This window comes from Bacillus luti (assembly GCF_009739945.1).
GTDB lineage: Bacteria > Bacillota > Bacilli > Bacillales > Bacillaceae_G > Bacillus_A > Bacillus_A luti.
In genome coordinates, this window is the sequence record NZ_CP040336.1 from 232260 (window position 1) to 250903 (window position 18644).

Genomic DNA, 18644 nt, shown 5'->3' on the forward strand with positions numbered 1-18644 from the left:
TTTTGTTATGGCTGATTTCTCATAATCCACTCTGCATGAGCATTTGTAGAAGGCGGTGGCTCAACTGGTGTTTTGTTCTCACTCGAGTCTTTCTTTGGTTTTTCATTAGAGTTAGCATTCGAGTCAGAGTTTGAGCCAGTTTTTGTAGTTGGATTTGTTGAAGTAGCTGCTTTTGCTCCGAGTTCTTTTTCAATTTCCTTACGTACTGTCTCTACACTGATTGGATCTGGAAGGAAGTAATAAATACCACCTATTTTTTTGTCTTCTCCTTCAAGTTTGAACGTTTGCATTGTAGAAGGATCGAACCCAGAAAGCTTATTGTAAAGAGCAAGGCCATCTGAAATAGGAATGTCAGTTTTTATATATTTTCCAACGACTGCTGTCAAATCTTTAATTTTAAATACGGTAGAGGTGGAATTTAGTTTTTGAGCAACAGCAGCTAGTAATTGTCTTTGTCTAGCGGCCCGACCATAGTCGCCATTTGGATCTTGCTTTCGCATACGAACGTAAGCGAGTGCTTCTTCACCATTTAATTCTTGTTGTCCTTGCTTAAATTCGATTTTTTTGTAGTAGTCCACGTCTGAACGCTCCCAAAAATCGAAGGGGACATCAACAGTAACACCGCCAACAGCATCAACAATACCTTTAAAGCCTTGGAAATCAATTTTAAGATAATGGTCTACAGGCACTTTTAGAAAACCTTCGACAGTTTTGATTGCCATTTCTTCTCCGCCGTAAGCATGCGCAGCGTTAATTTTGTCCTCTTTATTCTTTCCGACAATTGGAACGCGACTATCACGAGGGATACTCATAAGCGAAATCTTTTGCGTTTTCGGATTGACTGTCGCAAACATTAATGAATCTGTACGACCGTTTTGACCGTCTGTTGCATAATCTTCTATACCCATAATAAGGAGTGTAAAAGGTTCCTTTGTAATTTCTACATCTTCGGTTCTCAAATCCGATTTTTCACGAGTAAAACCACTGTACATCCCCATGAGAGAAGAGTAGGAATTTAATATATAAAGACCTACACTGCCAAATAAAAATGCGAAAATAAGGAAGTAGAAAAACTTCCTTCTACGTTTCTTTTTTATTCTGCTATTTTGGAGATGATAATAACGTTCTTCCATATATAATCTCCTTAGTTCATTTGTAGAGAAGTAATTCACTACGTTAATCTTTGAAGGGGGTAAGCTAGCTATGCTTAGATAACATCTTGTTCTAAGTACAACATATCTCCTTCTGTAATTGTACATTTCCCATTTGTTAATTCAATCATCCAATCCGTGAATAATTGTTTTCCGTCTTCTTCTACATACGTATCAAATGTGACATTTTCTAGATAATGTATGTCTTTAATGGCATATTTCGAATTACGTAATTCGTTTTCTAGCTTGCCAAGTAATGTGTAATCAATTGCGGTCTGCATAACACGCATGAGTTTTCGCTCGACAATACCGACATAATTAATACCTTCGCTTGTACATTTTCCGTATGCACGGATTAATCCACCTGCACCAAGTTTAATGCCGCCAAAATAGCGTGTAACGACAACGACGGTATCTTTTAGACCGCGTTTTTTTAGTACCTCTAACATAGGTACGCCAGCAGTACCACTAGGTTCGCCATCATCATTTGCTTTTTGGATTTGATCTTGTTCGCCAATTAAATAAGCAGAACAATTATGTGTTGCATTCCAGTTTTGTTTTTTTATTTTCTGTATGAATTCTTGTGCTTCTTCTTCGGTTGTAGCTCGGCTAATGTAACAGATAAATCTTGATTTTTGAATGACAATTTCGTGTTCGCCGTAGTCTTTGATTGTTAAATATTGTAATAGCACTCGTATACGCCCCTATCTATCAAAATGACTAGTACTTTACATTTTAAAAGCGGGCGTTTTTATATTCAAACATTTTTTACAAATATGTTGAAATTTTTGATGAGTATTTTACCTTTTTGTTGTAATTTGTCGGGATAGGGAGTATAACTTCCAATCAGCATTTTCATGTATGGATGCACCATTTTTAGTTTTCGTGTAAACTTAGGGAATAAAAACTTTTTTATAAGGCAGGTACGAAAATGAAAACAGCTATTGTTACTGATAGTACAGCATATATACCGAAGCATATTCGTGAAGAACTCAATATATATATGATTCCATTGAACGTTGTATTTGGAACGGAATCTTATCAAGAAGAAGCTGAAATTTCAGTAGATGATTTCTATGTGAAAGTACGTGAGCAAGAAGAGCTTCCGAAAACTTCTCAGCCAGCAATCGGAAAATTTGTTGAGCTATATGAAGAATTATCTAAGGATTACGATGCAGTTATTAGCATTCACCTTTCAAGTGGGATTAGTGGTACATACCAAACTGCAACGACAGCTGGGCAGATGGTAGAGGGTATTGATGTATATACGTATGACTCTGAAATTAGTTGTGAAGTACAAGGATTCTATGTACGTGAAGGAGCAAAACTAGCAAGTGAAGGAAAGGATCCAAAAGAGATCATCGCCCGTTTTGATGAAATGAAGCAAACGATGGACGCTTATTTTGTGGTCGATGATTTACATCATTTACAGCGTGGCGGACGATTAAATAGTGCGCAAGCTTTCATTGGTAGTTTGTTACAAGTGAAGCCAGTTTTATATTTCAGAGATAAAATCATTATTCCGTTTGAAAAGATTCGTACGCGTAAAAAAGCGTTAAAACGAATTGTTGAGATTTTTGATGAGCAAGCAAGTAAAGGTGTACCTATGGAAGCAGTTATCATTCATGCGCAACGTGAAGAGGAAGCAAATGAATGGAAGGAAGAATTAGAAGCAAAATATCCTCATGTCACAATCCGTACAGGTTATTTTGGTGCTGTAATTGGTACGCATTTAGGTGAAGGTGCACTAGGTCTTGGATGGTATACGAAGTAATAAGATATAAAAAGCTCTCTTTTTGAAGAGGGTTTTTTTACGGATATTTTGCGTACAGTTGACAAGTTAATATTTGGAAATGGTAAAATGTACGTAAAATAAAATAATGAGGAAAGTTTTATAACTTACTTTTTACAAGAAACTATATTATAATAGAGGAGAGGTGAAACATATGGAGCATAATTCTTGCTTATGTCCAAAGTTTGAGTCTGCTTTTACTTTGCTTAGTAAAAAATGGACTGGCTTAATTATTAAATCTTTGCTCGAAGAATCGAAACGCTTTAGAGAAATCGCAGATATTATACCAAATATGAGCGATCGTATGTTGTCAGAGCGTTTAAAGGAATTGGAAAGCGAAGGCATTGTCGTTCGTAATGTTTATCCAGAAGTACCGGTTCGAATTGAGTATGGCTTAACTGACAAAGGAAAAGCGTTAGAAAGTGTTATGGATGAAGTCCAAAATTGGGCTGAAAAATGGATGAAATAGCTTTTCAATTTTATTTGCAGATGCAATAAAACGTAAGGGAATCCTTGCGTTTTTTCTTTTTTTATAAAGTTTCACCAATTAGTATTTACGGGCCATTATCTCACGCCTAAATTTCTTACAATTGCCGAATTTTTAGGGGGGAGTCCTGCACATGAATCGCGGGATAATAAGCGGTGTAAATCTTTTAAAATTCTACATATACATACAAATTTATACGTATTTTGCAATAGAGAGGTAATATAATATTACATTTGTTTTACAAAAGCGTAACATTGGTAAAAAAAATCCCGAATTATGGTATAAAATTTATAGGTTATATACGGAAAATGAAAAAAAGAAAGCGGTGTAAAAAATAAAATGAAAAAGCTAAAAATGGCATCTTGCGCATTAGTTGCAGGGTTAATGTTTTCAGGACTAACACCAAATGCATTTGCAGAAGATAATATTTCAGATGTGAAATCACAAATTAATACACAAAATGACACTTTACATAAACAACAACAAGAGCGTGATGAATTACAAAAACAAATGAATGACTTAAACAAAACAATTCAAGGTTTAGATAAGTCTGTTCAAGAGAATGCTACAAAACTTGATGAAACAACGAAAAAAGTTTCTGATACTGAGCAATTAATCGAGAAGAAAAATAAAGATATTGCAGAATTACAAACAAAGATTGCAAAACGTGAAGAGTTATTAAGAAAGCGTTTAGTTGCACTTCAAGAACAACCAAATACGAACGTTGTAACAGAAGTTCTTGTAAACTCTAAAAACATTGCAGATTTAGTTGATCGTTTAAATTCTGTTTCTAAAATTCTTGAGTCTGACGAAGATATCATGAAAACACAACAAGAAGATCAAGCGAACGTGAAAAAAGATGTTGAAACAGTAAAAGAAAAACAAAAAGAATTAAAAGAAGCACAAGCTCAAATTGAAACTGCTAAGAAAGAACTTGACGCTGAAAAAGCGAAAAAAGAAACTGCAGTAAATGATTTAAGCGGTAAAATGGAAACAGTTGTAACTACGATGACAAGTACGGAAAGTCAATTAAAAGAGCTTGAACAACAAGCGTTAAAATTACAACAAATTGCTGAAAAAGAAGCACAAGAAAAAGCTGCACAAGAAGCTGCTGCTCAAAAGCAGGCAGAGCAAGCTGCTCAACAAGCACAAGCTCCAGCACAACCGGCGCAGGCTCCAGCTCAGCCAGCACAAACACAAGCTGCTCCAGCAAGCAACGATGGACAAGCTAAAAAAGATGAGCCTAAGAAAAAAGAAGAGAAAAAAGCAACACCAGCTCCAGAAGTACCAGCTGACACTGGTGGCGGAAGACAAGATGTTGTCTCAAAAGCTAAAGGTTTAGTAGGTCTAAAATACGTATGGGGTAGTGCGTCAATTTCAAATGGTGGATTTGACTGTAGTGGATTAATCTCTTATGTTTACGGTTTAGGTCGTCAAGATACTAGAGGTTTATGGAGTTCTGTACAAAAGATTAGCCCATCTGAAGCGAAACCAGGAGATCTTATCTTCTTACAAGGTACTTACAGAGCAGGCGTATCTCACGTTGGTATTTACATTGGTGGCGGTCAAATGATTCATGCTGCTGATGAGTCAACAGGCGTTACTTACGGTAGTGTAAATAGTTCATACAACCAAAAACATTTCTTAGGTTACGGTAGATTATAGGATTATAATTGAATAAAAAATGTGTATAAAGTCGATAGCTTACTATTTTATAAGTAGGTTATCGGCTTTTTTGAGTTTTTACGAGAGTATGAGGAAGGTTTATAGTAGAGCTGGAGGTGTTTGCTGATGCAAGCTGGGAAACAGTTATTACTAGAGGAACTTTCTTCAGATGTGCGGGATAATTTAGATGGTTTGAAAAAGAAGAGGGAGGTTATATGTGTACAAGGTATAAAAAAGAGCGATTCTAAATATATGTGTCAGCGCTGTGGGAATATAGAGCAGCGACTATTTGCGTCATTTCTATGCAAAAGGTGCAATAGCGTTTGTGTGTATTGCCGAAAGTGTATAACGATGGGGAGGGTAAGTGAATGTACTGTACTTGTTCGCGGGATTGCTGAAAGGAAAGGAGAAAATGATATGAATCCATTACAGTGGAAAGGCACTTTGTCTACTGGACAGGAGTTAGCGGCAAAAGGTGCCCTGGATGCCGTTAAGCAGAAAGAATCGTTTTTTATTTGGGCTGTGTGCGGTGCTGGAAAGACAGAAATGTTATTTTACGGTATTGCAGAGGCGCTTCAAAAAGGAGAAAGGGTTTGTATCGCAACGCCAAGGACGGATGTTGTACTTGAATTAGCACCAAGGATACGAGAGGTGTTCCCGAATATACATGTAGCAGCTGTATATGGAGGTAGTGCAGAACGTGAAAAAGATGCAGCGTTAGTCGTGGCGACTACTCATCAACTGCTACGTTACTATAGAGCGTTCCATGTCATGATTGTAGATGAAATAGATGCATTTCCGTATTATGCAGACAAAATGCTACATTATGCAGTAAAACAAGCGATGAAAGAGAATGCAGCAAGTATTTATTTAACGGCGACTCCAGATGAAAAGTGGAAGCGCAATTTCAGAAAGGGTAAACAAAAGGGTATCATTGTCTCCGGACGATACCACCGTCATCCGTTGCCAGTGCCCCTATTTCGCTGGTGCGGAAATTGGAAGAAAAGCCTCAACCGTGAAAGAATTCCTCGAGTTTTACTACAATGGTTAAACATATACTTAAACAAAAAATATCCCGTTTTTTTATTCGTTCCCCATGTACGATATATAGAAGAAATAAGCTCGTTATTGAAATCATTGCATAATAAAGTTGAGGGTGTACATGCGGAAGATCCAATGAGAAAAGAGAAAGTCGCGGCGTTCAGAAAGGGAGAAATTCCGTTATTAGTTACAACGACAATTTTGGAGAGAGGAGTAACAGTGAAGAACTTACAAGTTGCGGTTTTGGGTGCGGAAGAAGAAATATTTTCAGAAAGTGCGCTCGTACAAATTGCAGGCCGTGTAGGTCGAAGCTTTGAGGAACCGTATGGCGAGGTCGTTTATTTTCATTACGGTAAGACAGAGGCGATGGTACGTGCGAAAAAACATATTCAAAGTATGAACAAAAATGCGAAAGAACAAGGGTTGATCGATTAATGCATTGTCTACTTTGTGATGAGTGTATTGTAGAAACAGTTAGTTGGTACACCTTTTTTGTAAAGGTTCATAGAAAATATATATGTGATAGATGTGAGAAAAAACTGTCTTATATAATAGGAGAAATTTGCGTGGATTGTGGTCGTACTTTAGATGACTTGCCTACCCGATATAAAGGAAATGACATTTGCATGGATTGTGTAAGATGGAGGAATGAGGAGGGATATCGTCCTTTTAAAAATCGTTCGTTGTACGTGTACAATGATGAGATGAAAGGTATACTAGCGCAGTTTAAGTTTCGTGGTGATGCTGAGTTAGTTCATATATTTTATCAACCTTTTCGTAGTCTGTTTCAAAAGTACTTTACACATGTTTCAGTTGTTATGGTTGTTCCGCTTAGTAGGGAACGGGAATACGAGCGAGGTTTTAATCAAGCGGAGTTATTGGCAGCTTGTTTACCTGTTAGCGTGTCTACTGCATCGTTAAGCAGAAGAGAAACAGAAAAGCAAAGTAAAAAGACGCGTAAAGAAAGGGTGTCGGGAAGTAATCCTTTTTATTTTCAAGGAGAAGAGATGTTTCATGGGCAACATATTTTACTCGTTGATGATGTATACGACAGGAATTACAGTTAGGCAAATTGGAAGTCTTTTATACGATAGAGGAGCGAGGGAAGTTTCTAGTTTGACGCTTTGTAGAAGTTAATCTGTAACTGTCGAAAGGGGTAATAAAAAGACGATAAGTCTTCTTTGACTTCATATGTTGTCATTCGTTATAGTCAAAATATGGGGTGAATGCCCTGATTTTTAGAGTGAAGGGAATGGAATGAACATGCAAGGAAGAGTGAAATGGTTCAATGCAGAAAAGGGATTTGGGTTTATTGAGCGTGAAGATGGTGACGATGTGTTTGTTCATTTTTCTGCTATTCAACAAGATGGATATAAGTCGTTAGAAGAAGGACAAAAAGTAGAGTTTGACATTGTTGATGGAGCGCGTGGACCACAAGCAGCTAATGTTGTAAAACTGTAGGGATATTGTTTTTGGGAGAGAAAGCTGCGTTTGTGGCAACGTTATATATAGTAGAACCTCTTGTTTTTTTACAAGGGGTTTTTGTTATGAAAAGAGTTGTCAAAAAGTTGTTTCTTTTCTGTAACGAATTGTCCACAGTTATATTCGTTATTCACGATGTTAATAGGATAAAATAAAGATAGAAACGATGCATCTTTTCATTTCAACAAAAAACGATAAAAAAATCGCAATTCCACTAATTTTTTTAAAAAGTTAGAAGGAGTTTTTAAGCCAGTGTCGAAATTATAGTACATAGGCTTGAAAGGAGGAATTCATCTATGAAATTCAACATTCGTGGTGAAAATATTGAAGTAACTCCAGCATTAAAGGAATATGTAGAGAAAAAACTAAGTAAGTTAGAGCGTTATTTTGATACATTCCCAGAGGTTAAAGTTAATTTAAAAGTATACTCTGACAAGCAACGTGTCGAGGTAACAATTCCGTTTACTGATTTATTACTTCGTGCAGAAGAAACTAATAGCGATATGTACGCTGCTATCGATTTAGTAGTTGATAAACTTGAGCGACAAATTCGTAAACATAAAACAAAAGTAAATCGTAAATTACGTGAGAAAGGTTCTGTGAAAACGAACTTTATCCTTCCAGAAGCAGTAGCTGTTCTGGATGAGGTAGAAGAGGATGAACTAGAACTTGTACGTACAAAACGATTCGATTTAAAACCGATGGACGTCGAAGAAGCGATTCTACAAATGGATATGCTAGGACATAATTTCTTCGTCTTCACAAATGCTGATACAAATGAAACTAATGTTGTATATGGCCGTAAAGATGGGAAATACGGTTTAATCGAAACTAAATAATAATTCGAAAGCGCAGCCGAAATGGCTGCGCTTTTTTTGTATTTTTATTTTTCGCAGCAAGGTTAAAAAGCGTTGTAAGTAGCCGATTTCATTAAGAAGTGATTTTAGACATTGTTTCGTTAAAATCGCATGAGAAAATTCAAAACTTAGAGAAGTGAGTTACTCTTTATTATTTGGAACAGGTATAGGAATGTAGTTATCTCTACAAGTAATTCTTTGCTAGGAGTATATTATTGTTTTTTAAAAATTTAACAAAAAGTTCGCAAGTGTAAAAGTAATATTAAATGTTCTGAAATATATTGGAGGTGTATCGAGGGAGTGTTATTATAATATCGTATTATATAGATTTATTTTATTCCTTCAGTGAAAAAATAAAATTAATATAATGCTACAAATTATCGGAGGTGCTTTTAGTGATCATTAAGAAAAAAAGTCGTTTTATGTTTGGATCCGTTTTATCGTTAGGTATTTTAGTTAGTACTTTTGTTTTAACCGAACCTGCTAAGGCTGATACAAAGGATGATCATGTAGAATTTACCTTTAGACTTTGGAGTGCATATGATTATACTAATGCACGTCCTAAAGAGACACCTACCTCTATGTATATGCGTGTGAAGAGTAGTGAAAAGGGCGGTGGTTCTTTCAATGTTTGGACAGAAGCGGATAAAAATAAAGGTAAAGATAATAGAGATTGGGTAAATGTATCAGGTAAGCATGAAGGAACGGTGCAACCAGGTAAAACGTATCTTTTCAAAAATTATGCATATGAAAACCATGGGAAAAATGTACCTGTGAGATTTGGTGGTTATTCTAGAGAAAATAATGCTTATCCTACTGCTTGGAGTCCTGATAGTGTAAGACCTGGTGGACCTTACACTGAATATTGATTTAGAAATTATAAATTGAAATTATTTATTTTGCAGTACTAGAAAAAGTCGTATAGTTCCGAATCTGGATTATACGGCTTTTCCTGCTATTTCATTTTTAAAATAGGAGGAGTTGTAATGAGGTTTATTTCAAGATATATTTTAGTTTTTTTTATATTTAGTATTTGTTTCTTAGTTTCTTGTCAAAAGAAAGTCGATGAACCGATTGTAAATATTGAAGATACTTTAACGGAAAAAGATAATTTGAAAAGTATTCAGTTACAAGAAATTAAGAAAAATACTATTTTTGAACAAGTGTTTTTGGAAAGTGAAAATGGTGATGATTTCTTTCAAGGTCAAATAGAAAGAAATGATAGTTTAATAGAGGATAAGCTTTCAAATAAAAAATTAAAGTCAGGAGTTATACCGGAAAATTATTATGCTTTTTTAACGGGTGTGACGAATAAGAAAAAACCAACGTATCTTTTGGGACGGATTGAACAAATTGATGGAAAAATAATTCAGTGGAAACAAGAAGTTAAGAGTGTAAAAAGAAAAGGTACAAATGATGTTTATCAGTATGAAGTTGAGTTTCCTAAATTTGAAGGAGAGAGAGCAAATGTTTCTTTTCGTTACATCTGGTTAAATAAAGAAAATAAATGTTATGGTGTTGCGGATCAACTGTTCATATTAAAAAAGATTTAAATTTCATTAATGGTTTATGGAGGAGCTGTAGATGAGTTACTTTTTAGGAAGGATTTTAAAAGGTAAAATGTTTTGGTTGTCTTTATTTATTATGTTAGTAATTGTTACTGCTCAATATATTTCTATGCTAGTAACAACTAAAGGATTTAATGATGCTGGGATTATAAAGGTATCACCATATTTATCTAATATTTTACATTTTACTAGATTACCATTTTATAGTGAGTTTTATCTACTTATATTTCCTATGATCTCTGCAATGGCTGTAGCAGGGATTTATAGAATCGATAAAAATTATGGATTTATTTATCCTGTTATTTCTAAGATGGGAACGCGTCATTATTTTAGATTACTTTATTTTATTAATTTTATCGTATCTTTTTTTATTATAAGTGTCCCTTTACTATTTAATTTTTATTTATATGTGATGACTTATCCAACAGTTGCTCCGCATCCGGTATTAAATTATATGGCTGCTACTGTTTCGCCAACAGCTCAATTTAACACGGTTTATTATGAGTATCCTACTCTATATTTTCTCATGTATGTATTTTTAAATGGCTTATACGGTGCGGTTTTTTCGAGTTTAGCTTTATCAGTTTCGTTTTTTATAAAAAGAGTTTATTTTATTTATTTAGTTCCGTTTGTTTTACATATTGTTTGGCTTGGTATTGGGAGGGGGATTCTCTATCCTAAAGATTATTTAATTAAAGACTTCGGTTTTTTTGAATTGCAAATTTTTCTTAGTGTACTGTTATGTATTTGGTTTTGTTCTGTAGTTCTTTATTTACAAGGGAGTAGGAAGCATGTTCTTTTATAATGTTATGAAAGAAACTATAAGGATGAAATATGTTTGGTTAAGTATTCTTTTTGTACTTAATGTTAGTATCATTGGTTGCTTGTTCCATTACTTTGAACCTGGAATTGTAAAAGAGAAAATGAACGAATTGGAAGCTTTGTATAAGGTTATGTCGTTTTATAATTTATCGACCATATTCATTCCTTTAACTATCGTTTTTTCTGTATATTCTATGTCGAATTTTTTTAGTATTTATGTAGTTTACCGAGTGAATAATGCATTGAAATTAGTTTCTATATATTATTTGAAACTGTTCGTTTTTGTTTGCTTTTTTGCGGGGAGTATGATCTTACAGTTATTTTTGATGTCAAATATGATGGCTGTAACTAGTGTTGATGTAAATTATCCATTATTATTTTGCATTCAACTATTTGCGAATATTTTTATATGTATGATAAGTGCTTTGTTGCAATTATTTTTACCTAGTTTACTTGTAATAATATGTATGATTACTGCTGTTTTACTAGATCGATTTATATTACATGGATTTTTATTTACAAATGTTTTTTATATAAATGTGTTTGAAGATGCTACTGGTTTACTTATACGCTTATTTGGATGTTTTTTTATCTTCTTTATAAGTGTATGGATTTTATCTAAAAAGAGTTATATTTCTATGAATGATGAGACAGAGGTGATCTAGTTTACGTTATGATCTTATATTATTTGTTAAAAAGAGATTTACATGTAAGGTTTAGGGATTCCATCAAGATAATGGCTTTTTTATTTTTAATTTACGCTATGATTGTAATTACTTTTTTATACAATCAGCCTCTTAGTAACGGTAAAGAATCTGTATTAGTAGATGTTACCTTTTATCGATTTTTTCATGGAGTAGACTTTGTGGATTTATCTTATTTTTATAAGGAGGGGCGGTTTTCTATCCCATTTTATTGGATATTCTTTCAAACCACTCCTTTGTTGCTAGTAGGGAAGTTTGCTCTTTCGGATATTCAACAGAATGGTGTTTATTTGTTTCCTCGTGTTAAGAAGAAGCATTTTCTTTGGTTAACGAAAATGCTATCTTTGTTTTTTTACATAGTTTGTATTTGGGTTGTTATGTATTTTATTTGGTTTACGGTGTACTATTTGCTTCCTTTTGGCGAGAGTTCTTTATATAGTCAATTTTCTTATAAGATAGTAGGTACTATGCTAATTCAAATAATTATAAGCTTTTTATTAGCTTTAATTTTTGAGCTTTTAACGCTTTATATACCAATAACTATTGTTTTTGTACTAATGTTGCTGTACCTATTTTTGTCTATTTTCTTTCATAGTATTTATTTTTTAGGCTCTTTTGTTATGCCAAATCGCTGGTATTTTGTTGATCACAGTTCAATTCAATTGGCTTTAAGTAATAATCAATCTATTCAATGTAATGATTTACTTTTAATAGGAGTAGTAATTGTTACTGTAATGATTTTATTAGGTAGTTTTTGTTTTAAAAAACTAGATGTGATAGGTGAATAATTTATGGACAATTATATTAAATGTGAATGTATGACGAAAAGATTAAAAGGAAATATTGTGTTAGATAATATTAGTTTGTCAGTAAAAAAAGGTGAATTTTTAGTTTTGAAGGGGCATAATGGCTCTGGTAAAACGATGATTTTACGTGCTATATCAGGATTAATGCGTTTGAATTCTGGATTTGTTTATATAGATAATGAAATGATTGGAAAACAAAAGCAATTCCCTGATTCTATGGGGATATTGATTGAATATCCGAGTTTTATTCCAGGGTATACTGGTTTTCAGAACTTGAAATTTTTATCATCGATTAACAATAAAATCTCCGATGAGGAGATTTATAATATTATTCAAAGGGTTGGACTTGATAAAACAGATAAGAGAAAGTATAAAAGATATTCTTTAGGTATGAAACAACGTTTAGGGATAGCGCAAGCCTTAATGGAACAACCGAAATTATTGTTATTAGACGAGCCAACTAATGCTTTAGATAGTGATGGGATAAAAGATGTTTTAGATATTTTGAAAGTAGAAAAAGCCAAGGGAACGACTATTGTTGTAGCCAGTCATGATGTGCATGTTCTAGATAATGAAATGGTAGATCGTATTGTACATGTTAATAATGGAAAGTTGGTAGATTAAGAGTGACGAGAAAACATATCTTAATAAGTATTGGATTGTGTCTGTTGCTATGTATATTTGCTAGTTTATTTAGATTTAAAACATTAAATCTAAATAATGAATCTTATAAAGTGGTAAAAGATGAGTTTTTATCTAATAGAACTTTTGAAGATGGCCAAGGAGTTACGTTTCATGCACTTGATCCTCTTGATCCTACAAAAGCTTATGATCCCTATGAAGACCGTGAAGTAGTGACGTATGTGTTACCTTTAGATATTACAAATACAACAAATCGAGATATTAACTTGCTTAGTAATAAGTCTATTTCCGATACAATGTTTTATTCTAAAATAGGCGAGTTTTATAATTTAATCCCTTATTCAATGGAATTACCTAAAAAATATCAGTTTGATCCTGTAATACCTGCTGGTAAAACAGTACGAGGGTATGTAGGGACAAATTATTTTATAGGAGATGACCCTTATAAAAATTATAAAAACTTTTCAAATGAATCAACTAAAGTGAAATTCATTTCTTTTATGAAGGATAAGAAAGGAAAATATCATGAATTGGAAATACCGATAAATTAATAAAATTTATGATTGATACAGCTATATTTTAATGGTGTTTGTAGATCTTGCAACATAACAATATCTTTTAAAGTCGGAGTTTTTTTACAGGTGTAAGTATCTATGGATGCTGCACCTGCGAAGTTTCCGGCTTTTTGTAATTGTCGATTTAGATTTTATTAAGGAATTTCTGGTAGTCATATTCTTTAAAAGGAAACTTGAAAGAATATGACTTAGATTTAATACGAAATTTGTAACGTGAAATTGAAATAGCGAGACAGAGAAAAGGAACGTAACAAATGAAATAAAAACTTTTTCTGAATATAAGGCCCGACATCTTGCCGATTGTTGTCATAGTTATAAGACAAGTGTTACAATTATCATTAGGTATATACATTTTAGTTTTTTTAATTAGGAGAAAAATTGGCATAACATATATTTGATTTTTATAACGACTGATTGTATATAGAGAAAAAGAAAAACAATCGGAAGTTTTATTTTAATAAAAGAGGAGCGTATTTCCTATGATCGGTATTTTAAAAAAGGTATTTGATGTAAATCAACGCCAAATTAAACGTATGCAGAAGACAGTTGAGCAAATTGATGCATTAGAATCATCTATTAAGCCTTTAACTGATGAGCAATTAAAAGGAAAGACGCTTGAATTTAAAGAACGTCTAACAAAAGGTGAGACAGTAGATGATCTACTTCCAGAAGCTTTTGCAGTTGTTCGCGAAGCAGCGACTCGTGTTCTTGGAATGCGTCCGTATGGCGTGCAGTTAATGGGTGGTATTGCCTTACATGAAGGGAATATCTCTGAGATGAAAACGGGTGAAGGTAAAACGTTAACATCGACATTACCTGTATATTTAAATGCTTTAACAGGAAAAGGTGTTCACGTTGTTACAGTCAATGAATACTTAGCGCAACGTGATGCGAGCGAAATGGGACAACTTCATGAGTTCCTAGGCTTAACAGTAGGAATTAACTTAAATAGTATGTCACGTGAAGAGAAACAAGAGGCTTATGCTGCTGATATTACGTATAGCACAAATAATGAACTTGGATTCGATTACTTACGTGACAACATGGTTTTATATAAAGAGCAATGCGTTCAACGTCCACTTCATTTTGCTATTATCGATGAAGTCGATTCTATTTTAGTCGATGAAGCACGTACGCCACTTATTATTTCTGGACAAGCTGAAAAATCAGCAGAGTTATACATGTTTGCAAATGCATTCGTTCGTACGTTAGAAAATGAAAAAGATTATTCATTTGATGTGAAAACGAAAAATGTAATGTTAACAGAGAATGGTATTACGAAAGCCGAGAAAGCTTTCCATATTGAAAACTTATTCGATTTAAAACATGTAGCACTTCTTCACCATATTAATCAGGCACTTCGTGCGCACGTTGTTATGCACCGTGATACAGATTATGTTGTACAAGAAGGCGAAATCGTAATTGTAGACCAATTCACTGGTCGTCTTATGAAAGGCCGTCGTTATAGCGAAGGTTTACACCAAGCAATTGAAGCAAAAGAAGGCGTAGAAATTCAAAATGAAAGTATGACGCTTGCGACAATTACATTCCAGAACTACTTCCGTATGTATGAAAAGTTATCTGGTATGACTGGTACAGCGAAAACGGAAGAAGAAGAATTCCGTAACATTTACAATATGAATGTTATCGTAATTCCAACGAATAAAGATATTATTCGTGATGACCGTGCTGATTTAATCTTCAAATCAATGGAAGGTAAATTCAATGCAGTTGTTGAGGATATTGTAAGCCGTCATAAACAAGGGCAGCCTGTTCTTGTAGGTACAGTTGCAATTGAAACGTCAGAGCTTATTTCAAAAATGTTAACTCGTAAAGGGGTACGCCATAACATTTTAAATGCGAAAAACCATGCGCGTGAAGCAGATATTATTGCTGAAGCTGGTATTAAAGGTGCCGTAACGATTGCGACGAACATGGCTGGTCGTGGTACAGATATTAAGCTTGGAGACGATATTAAAAACGTTGGTCTAGCAGTTATCGGTACAGAACGTCATGAAAGCCGTCGTATTGATAATCAGTTACGTGGTCGTGCTGGTCGTCAAGGAGACCCTGGTGTTACGCAGTTCTACTTATCAATGGAAGATGAACTAATGCGCCGATTTGGTTCGGATAATATGAAATCAATGATGGATCGTCTTGGTATGGATGATTCGCAGCCGATTGAAAGTAAAATAGTTTCTCGTGCGGTAGAGTCTGCGCAAAAACGAGTAGAAGGAAATAACTATGATGCACGTAAGCAGTTATTACAATACGATGATGTACTTCGTCAGCAACGTGAAGTTATTTACAAACAGCGCCAAGAAGTAATGGAGTCTGAAAACTTACGTGACATTATTGAAGGTATGATGAAATCTACAGTAGAACGTGCTGTTGCGCTTCATACACAAGAGGAAATTGAAGAAGATTGGAACATTAAAGGTCTTGTTGACTACTTAAATACAACCCTTCTGCAAGAAGGAGATGTAAAAGAAGAAGAATTACGTCGCCTTGCTCCAGAAGAAATGAGCGAGCCAATTATCGCGAAATTAATAGAGCGTTACAATGAAAAAGAAAAGCTTATGCCAGAAGAGCAAATGCGTGAGTTCGAAAAGGTTGTTGTGTTCCGTGTTGTAGACACGAAATGGACAGAGCATATTGATGCGATGGATCACCTTCGTGAAGGTATTCATTTACGTGCTTACGGTCAAATCGATCCACTTCGTGAGTATCAAATGGAAGGATTCGCAATGTTCGAGTCAATGATTGCTTCTATTGAAGAGGAAATCGCTCGTTACATTATGAAGGCTGAAATTGAACAAAACTTAGAGCGTCAAGAAGTTGCTCAAGGTGAAGCTATTCATCCATCTAGCGATGGCGAAGAAGCGAAGAAAAAGCCAGTTGTAAAAGGTGACCAAGTGGGCCGCAACGATTTATGTAAGTGTGGTAGTGGTAAAAAGTATAAAAACTGTTGTGGTATTGGGAAGTAATACAGGTCGATAGCCTAGACTGTTTTGCAAACTTTTACATCAAAAATGTATAATTAAGAAGGTTTGAACTCTCTCCGTAATAAGTGGAGAGAGTTTCCCTTGTTTTCATACGAAAGTAACAGCAATTACATAGAGGTGAAGGAAATGGAATTAGTAGAAATTAGACAGGAATTAGAGAAAATGGCTAAGAGATTAGCGGCTTTTAGGGGGTCTCTTTGACCTTCCTACTAAGGAAAAACAAATTGCAGAATTAGAAGAAAAAATGATGGGCGCAGGATTTTGGGATGACCAACAAGGCGCACAAGTTGTAATTAACGAAGCAAATGCGTTAAAAGAAATGGTTGGAAAGTTCCGTAAGTTAGATGAGACATTCGAAAATTTAGAAGTAACGCATGAACTTTTAAAAGAAGAGTACGATGAAGATTTACATGAGGAGCTAGAATCAGAAGTAAAAGGCTTAATTCAAGAAATGAATGAGTATGAGCTTCAGTTACTATTAAGTGATCCTTATGATAAAAATAATGCGATTTTAGAATTACACCCAGGTGCAGGTGGAACAGAGTCACAAGACTGGGGTTCTATGTTACTACGTATGTACACACGTTGGGCTGAGAAACGCGGATTTAAAGTAGAAACGGTTGACTACTTACCAGGTGATGAAGCTGGTATTAAGAGTGTTACTTTATTAATTAAAGGTCATAACGCTTACGGTTACTTGAAAGCAGAGAAAGGTGTACATCGTCTAGTGCGTATTTCACCATTCGATTCTTCAGGTCGTCGTCATACATCGTTCGTATCTTGTGAAGTTGTTCCTGAGTTCAATGATGAAGTTGAAATTGAAATACGTTCAGAAGACTTGAAAATTGATACGTACCGTGCAAGTGGTGCAGGTGGACAGCATATTAATACGACAGATTCAGCAGTTCGTATTACACATACACCAACTAACACAGTTGTAACATGTCAGTCAGAGCGTTCTCAAATTAAAAACCGTGAACATGCAATGAAGATGTTAAAAGCGAAATTATATCAAAAGAAATTAGAAGAGCAACAAGCGGAGTTAGATGAAATTCGCGGTGAACAAAAAGAAATCGGATGGGGTAGCCAAATCCGTTCTTACGTATTCCACCCGTATTCTCTTGTAAAAGACCATCGTACAAATACAGAGGTTGGTAACGTGCAAGCTGTTATGGATGGAGAAATTGATCCGTTTATTGATGCATATTTACGTTCTCGTATTTAATGCGAAAAAAAGCCAACGAAATTGTTGGCTCACGCTGAGGAAATAGAGGATATACAGCGTTTTGTTTTATTTATATGGATGAAGTGCCGAGGAAGAGAAGTTGGAAACGACAACTTCTCTTTTTGATGGGAGTATATGTAGAATACAATGCTGTATATTGTTTTGTAAAAAGTAGAGAATAGTAAAACAGAGCAGTAATAGAGTAGGACTGTATACTGAGTTTTTCTAGTTTGATTTTTGGAAAAGGGTACTTTGTTGAAGTTTCTACGATGTTCACATAATTGAAACAACTTAGGAAAGCTTTGGTCTATTAGGGTTCTCACTGCATTTTTGAAGAATATGAAGTATACCTTAGTTTTTCTATATAAAGATAATGCTTATAATGAAAATGAGTGTGTTAGAAATGAAAAGAATATCAACAATGGGGAGCGATAGAAGTGAAAAAGAAATTGTTGGCTATTGCGTTAGGGACATCAGTCGTTTTTGCTTTAGGGGCATGCGGAAATAAAGAAGAGAGTAAACCTTCGAAACAATCTGCAAGCACAGATAGCGCAGAGCAAATTTATCAAAAAAGTTGTATCGGTTGTCATGCTAAAGATTTATCAGGAGCAACTGGACCGGATTTACGAAAAGTAGGACAGAAATATGACGCAGCAGATATTGAAAAAATCATTGAAAAAGGTCGCGGTTCAATGTCACCAGGAATTATTCAAGGTGAAGATGCGAAAAAAGTAGCTGAGTGGTTAGCTGAACATAAATAAAAAGAGTAAAACGGACGAGTTGATTATAAAATCAACTCGTTTCCTTATTTTGGTATGTAAC

General features: G+C 34.6%; 18 protein-coding genes and 2 pseudogenes. 17 read left to right on the forward strand and 3 right to left on the reverse strand.

Translation table 11 applies throughout. The annotated features are described in order from the left end of the window. Positions 1 to 5: 5 nt before the first annotated feature. Together EUC40_RS01105 and EUC40_RS01110 are read right to left on the reverse strand one after the other, a co-directional pair. Entirely contained in the window at positions 6 to 1133 is a 1128-nt protein-coding gene (locus EUC40_RS01105; protein ID WP_156573261.1) for an LCP family protein, read from the reverse strand. A 74-nt stretch (positions 1134 to 1207) separates the two neighbouring features. Beyond that, the gene (locus EUC40_RS01110) at positions 1208 to 1843 is read right to left on the reverse strand and encodes a YigZ family protein (protein WP_071710065.1); all 636 of its coding nucleotides are present in this window, start codon (positions 1841 to 1843) and stop codon (positions 1208 to 1210) included. 239 nt (positions 1844 to 2082) lie between these two features. Here EUC40_RS01110 and EUC40_RS01115 point away from each other — a divergent pair, with 239 nt between their 5' ends. From EUC40_RS01115 to EUC40_RS01180, 14 genes and pseudogenes are all read left to right on the forward strand, one after another. Further along, positions 2083 to 2925 (forward strand): DegV family protein, encoded by an 843-nt coding sequence (locus tag EUC40_RS01115; protein WP_000844779.1) that lies wholly within the window; start codon positions 2083 to 2085, stop codon positions 2923 to 2925. Positions 2926 to 3097: 172 nt separating this feature from the next. Continuing rightward, the gene (locus tag EUC40_RS01120) at positions 3098 to 3412 is read left to right on the forward strand and encodes a winged helix-turn-helix transcriptional regulator (protein WP_000400857.1); all 315 of its coding nucleotides are present in this window, start codon (positions 3098 to 3100) and stop codon (positions 3410 to 3412) included. A 357-nt stretch (positions 3413 to 3769) separates the two neighbouring features. Further along, positions 3770 to 5095 (forward strand): C40 family peptidase, encoded by a 1326-nt coding sequence (locus tag EUC40_RS01125; RefSeq protein WP_156573262.1) that lies wholly within the window; start codon positions 3770 to 3772, stop codon positions 5093 to 5095. A 126-nt stretch (positions 5096 to 5221) separates the two neighbouring features. After that, complete coding sequence (gene comFA, locus EUC40_RS01130) at positions 5222 to 6571, forward strand: ATP-dependent helicase ComFA (RefSeq protein WP_156573263.1); 1350 nt, start codon at positions 5222 to 5224, stop codon at positions 6569 to 6571. Then, a pseudogene (locus tag EUC40_RS01135) lies at positions 6571 to 7273 on the forward strand (phosphoribosyltransferase family protein). Before comFA ends, EUC40_RS01135 begins: the two are co-directional and overlap by 1 nt. 126 nt (positions 7274 to 7399) lie before the next feature. Further along, positions 7400 to 7597, forward strand: a complete 198-nt coding sequence (cspC, locus tag EUC40_RS01140; protein WP_001162040.1) for a cold shock protein CspC — start codon at positions 7400 to 7402, stop codon at positions 7595 to 7597. A 317-nt stretch (positions 7598 to 7914) separates the two neighbouring features. Beyond that, positions 7915 to 8457, forward strand: a complete 543-nt coding sequence (gene hpf / locus EUC40_RS01145) for a ribosome hibernation-promoting factor, HPF/YfiA family (RefSeq protein WP_071710070.1) — start codon at positions 7915 to 7917, stop codon at positions 8455 to 8457. Positions 8458 to 8870: 413 nt separating this feature from the next. Next, positions 8871 to 9344 carry a DUF2712 domain-containing protein gene (locus tag EUC40_RS01150; protein ID WP_156573264.1) on the forward strand — a complete coding sequence of 158 codons (474 nt, stop codon included), beginning with the start codon at positions 8871 to 8873 and terminating at the stop codon, positions 9342 to 9344. Between the two features lie 117 nt (positions 9345 to 9461). Further along, positions 9462 to 10028 (forward strand): hypothetical protein, encoded by a 567-nt coding sequence (locus EUC40_RS01155; protein ID WP_156573265.1) that lies wholly within the window; start codon positions 9462 to 9464, stop codon positions 10026 to 10028. Positions 10029 to 10059: 31 nt separating this feature from the next. Then, complete coding sequence (locus EUC40_RS01160) at positions 10060 to 10848, forward strand: hypothetical protein (RefSeq protein WP_156573266.1); 789 nt, start codon at positions 10060 to 10062, stop codon at positions 10846 to 10848. Then, positions 10835 to 11530 carry a hypothetical protein gene (locus tag EUC40_RS01165; RefSeq protein WP_156573268.1) on the forward strand — a complete coding sequence of 232 codons (696 nt, stop codon included), beginning with the start codon at positions 10835 to 10837 and terminating at the stop codon, positions 11528 to 11530. Before EUC40_RS01160 ends, EUC40_RS01165 begins: the two co-directional genes overlap by 14 nt. Before the next feature lie 71 nt (positions 11531 to 11601). Further along, complete coding sequence (locus tag EUC40_RS01170) at positions 11602 to 12357, forward strand: hypothetical protein (protein ID WP_156573270.1); 756 nt, start codon at positions 11602 to 11604, stop codon at positions 12355 to 12357. A gap of 3 nt (positions 12358 to 12360) precedes the next feature. Then, the gene (locus EUC40_RS01175; protein WP_156573272.1) at positions 12361 to 12999 is read left to right on the forward strand and encodes an ATP-binding cassette domain-containing protein; all 639 of its coding nucleotides are present in this window, start codon (positions 12361 to 12363) and stop codon (positions 12997 to 12999) included. Positions 13000 to 13040: 41 nt separating this feature from the next. After that, on the forward strand, positions 13041 to 13568 hold the full coding sequence (locus tag EUC40_RS01180) for a hypothetical protein (RefSeq protein ID WP_156576898.1): 528 nt from the start codon (positions 13041 to 13043) through the stop codon (positions 13566 to 13568). Here the strand turns inward: EUC40_RS01180 and EUC40_RS27560 are convergent. Beyond that, a pseudogene (locus tag EUC40_RS27560) lies at positions 13565 to 13714 on the reverse strand (tyrosine-type recombinase/integrase); the annotation flags it as partial. The gene EUC40_RS01180 and the pseudogene EUC40_RS27560 overlap by 4 nt on opposite strands. Positions 13715 to 14071: 357 nt before the next feature. Between EUC40_RS27560 and secA the strand changes: the two are divergent. The 3 genes from secA to cccB all read left to right on the forward strand — a co-directional run bounded on the left by secA (position 14072) and on the right by cccB (position 18583). Further along, on the forward strand, positions 14072 to 16579 hold the full coding sequence (gene secA / locus EUC40_RS01185) for a preprotein translocase subunit SecA (protein ID WP_098663622.1): 2508 nt from the start codon (positions 14072 to 14074) through the stop codon (positions 16577 to 16579). A 144-nt stretch (positions 16580 to 16723) separates the two neighbouring features. Then, positions 16724 to 17822 (forward strand): peptide chain release factor 2 gene (prfB, locus tag EUC40_RS01190; RefSeq protein ID WP_156573274.1). Its coding sequence is split into 2 segments (ribosomal slippage): positions 16724 to 16795 and positions 16797 to 17822, totalling 1098 coding nucleotides; the frame shifts between segments, so codons are not numbered across the junction. Positions 17823 to 18259: 437 nt separating this feature from the next. After that, positions 18260 to 18583, forward strand: a complete 324-nt coding sequence (gene cccB, locus EUC40_RS01195) for a cytochrome c551 (protein ID WP_000727964.1) — start codon at positions 18260 to 18262, stop codon at positions 18581 to 18583. Positions 18584 to 18644: the final 61 nt, after the last annotated feature.

What these genes read in the sequence shown, in the direction of transcription:
- EUC40_RS01105 (WP_156573261.1), bottom strand. Translation starts at nt 1,133, where the DNA reads ATGGAAGAACGTTATTATCATCTCCAAAATAGCAGAATAAAAAAGAAA.
- EUC40_RS01115 (WP_000844779.1), top strand. Translation starts at nt 2,083, where the DNA reads ATGAAAACAGCTATTGTTACTGATAGTACAGCATATATACCGAAGCAT.
- EUC40_RS01120 (WP_000400857.1), top strand. Translation starts at nt 3,098, where the DNA reads ATGGAGCATAATTCTTGCTTATGTCCAAAGTTTGAGTCTGCTTTTACT.
- EUC40_RS01125 (WP_156573262.1), top strand. Translation starts at nt 3,770, where the DNA reads ATGAAAAAGCTAAAAATGGCATCTTGCGCATTAGTTGCAGGGTTAATG.
- comFA (WP_156573263.1), top strand. Translation starts at nt 5,222, where the DNA reads ATGCAAGCTGGGAAACAGTTATTACTAGAGGAACTTTCTTCAGATGTG.
- cspC (WP_001162040.1), top strand. Translation starts at nt 7,400, where the DNA reads ATGCAAGGAAGAGTGAAATGGTTCAATGCAGAAAAGGGATTTGGGTTT.
- hpf (WP_071710070.1), top strand. Translation starts at nt 7,915, where the DNA reads ATGAAATTCAACATTCGTGGTGAAAATATTGAAGTAACTCCAGCATTA.
- EUC40_RS01155 (WP_156573265.1), top strand. Translation starts at nt 9,462, where the DNA reads ATGAGGTTTATTTCAAGATATATTTTAGTTTTTTTTATATTTAGTATT.
- EUC40_RS01160 (WP_156573266.1), top strand. Translation starts at nt 10,060, where the DNA reads ATGAGTTACTTTTTAGGAAGGATTTTAAAAGGTAAAATGTTTTGGTTG.
- EUC40_RS01165 (WP_156573268.1), top strand. Translation starts at nt 10,835, where the DNA reads ATGTTCTTTTATAATGTTATGAAAGAAACTATAAGGATGAAATATGTT.
- EUC40_RS01170 (WP_156573270.1), top strand. Translation starts at nt 11,602, where the DNA reads ATGGCTTTTTTATTTTTAATTTACGCTATGATTGTAATTACTTTTTTA.
- EUC40_RS01175 (WP_156573272.1), top strand. Translation starts at nt 12,361, where the DNA reads ATGGACAATTATATTAAATGTGAATGTATGACGAAAAGATTAAAAGGA.
- secA (WP_098663622.1), top strand. Translation starts at nt 14,072, where the DNA reads ATGATCGGTATTTTAAAAAAGGTATTTGATGTAAATCAACGCCAAATT.